Genomic DNA, 1,721 nt, shown 5'->3' with positions numbered 1-1,721 from the left:
TAGAAGCGCAAATTTTGCTAGAGAGGGTCAGATATTCAAGTAAACTAGGGAACACAGAGAATATGTGGTGCATGAATGGTAAGAAAAAGCCCTCAACCAAAAGCGACATCATCTGAAGTACTAGAATGCGTGCAACAGAATTGTCCCAGTTGCGGCAAACCCATGTGGAATGAGTACAACAATCTGCGACGTGTGAGAACTCTTAAAGGAGTGATACAACTACTGTTGAAAATTCGCCGTTGTCAAAATAGCTCTTGTGAGCGTTACAAAATTAAGTATCGACCAGAGCAGGAAGGTTCGTGGGCATTACCACAACAGGAATTCGGGTTAGATGTGATTGCACTGGTAGGAGCGTTGCGTTATCAAGAACACAGAAGCATACCTCAAATTCATCAACAACTTCGTAATCGCGGTGTAGAAGTAAGCGAGCGAAGCGTTATTTACCTGTTAGAAAGATATGACGAATTGGTTGCACTGTGGTTAAGTGACCACTCAAGACTTAAAGCCATCGCCAAAAAACAAGGGGGATTGATATTAGCAATTGATGGGATGCAACCGGATGTTGGGCATGAAGTACTATGGGTGATTCGTGATTGTTTATCAGGAGAAATTTTGCTGGCGAAAAGTTTATTATCATCAAGAAATGAGGATTTAGCCGCTTTGCTATTGGAAGTGAAAAATACTCTTGATGTAGAGATTGATGGAGTCATAAGTGACGGACAACAGTCAATTCGTAAAGCTGTTGAAGTCGCATTGCCTGGAATCGCTCATGGTTTATGCCATTTTCACTATTTAAAGGAAGCAGCCAAGGTGATTTATGAAGCAGATAGGCACGCAAAAAAGGAACTAAAAAAGCAGGTTCGGGGGATACGCCAGATTGAACGTAGTATTAATGAGTGTGACCAAGCTACGTCTGAAGTGGTTCGTGGATATTGTTTAGCTGTACGTGGTTCCTTGACGAATGATGGTCGTCCACCCCTAGACGCTTCTGGATTAAAACTACAAGAACGTCTAAGTTTAATTGAAGCAAGTCTAGAACGGGTGGCTAAAAAAGGGGCTTACCAAAACCCTTAATCAAGCTCAAACAAATTGTTTCCAAAGGACTAGAACAAACAGCATCTTTATTTGCTCCAATTACTGTTGCTTATAACTGGATTTATCAAGCCGCAGAGATTCTAAACAACGAAACTGGCCTTGATGCAATTGAAGTCAAACAAAGTTTTCAATTTTTACTCGATTCCATGTCACATCAGAAAGGTAAAGCAGGTTCTTTAGAGCCTGGTATTACTCATTTCTTAAAGATTACTCGTAGTTATTGGTCTGGACTTTTTCATTGTTATGATGTTGAAGGTTTACCTCGAACCAATAATGACCTTGAACAGGCTTTTGGTGTTTTACGACATCATCAACGTCGTTGTACTGGTCGTAAAGTCGCTGCTTCATCAATTGTAATTCGAGGCACAGTTCAATTAGCTTCAGCCATTGCTACTGCACTTCATTGTTTTACAGCCCAGGATTTGGCTCAGGTTTGCGTACAGAATTGGCAACAATTACGCTCTGATTTACGCCAACATCAACTCCATCGCATTCAACAACTTCGATTCCGTCGAAATCCTGAAGCTTTCTTGGATACTCTTGAGAAGTTACTCCTCTAGCAAACTTTGCGCTTCTAGAAAAAAACTGTATTGACTATGATTTATTGTCTTTAAGGTGTTTAATAA

The 1,721-nt window shown here is 40.6% G+C and carries 1 protein-coding gene; it reads left to right on the top strand.

The features are described 5' to 3' along the window. The first annotated feature begins 162 nt into the window (after positions 1-162). Positions 163-1,655 (top strand): transposase gene (locus I8752_RS36635; protein WP_225896148.1). Its coding sequence is split into 2 segments (ribosomal slippage): positions 163-1,054 and positions 1,054-1,655, totalling 1,494 coding nucleotides; the frame shifts between segments, so codons are not numbered across the junction. Positions 1,656-1,721: the final 66 nt, after the last annotated feature.

This window comes from Dendronalium phyllosphericum CENA369 (genome assembly GCF_016056275.1).
GTDB classification, from domain to species: domain Bacteria; phylum Cyanobacteriota; class Cyanobacteriia; order Cyanobacteriales; family Nostocaceae; genus Dendronalium; species Dendronalium phyllosphericum.
The sequence above is the reverse complement of the archived record's forward strand: the minus strand, read 5'-3'. Positions and strand labels throughout refer to the sequence as shown.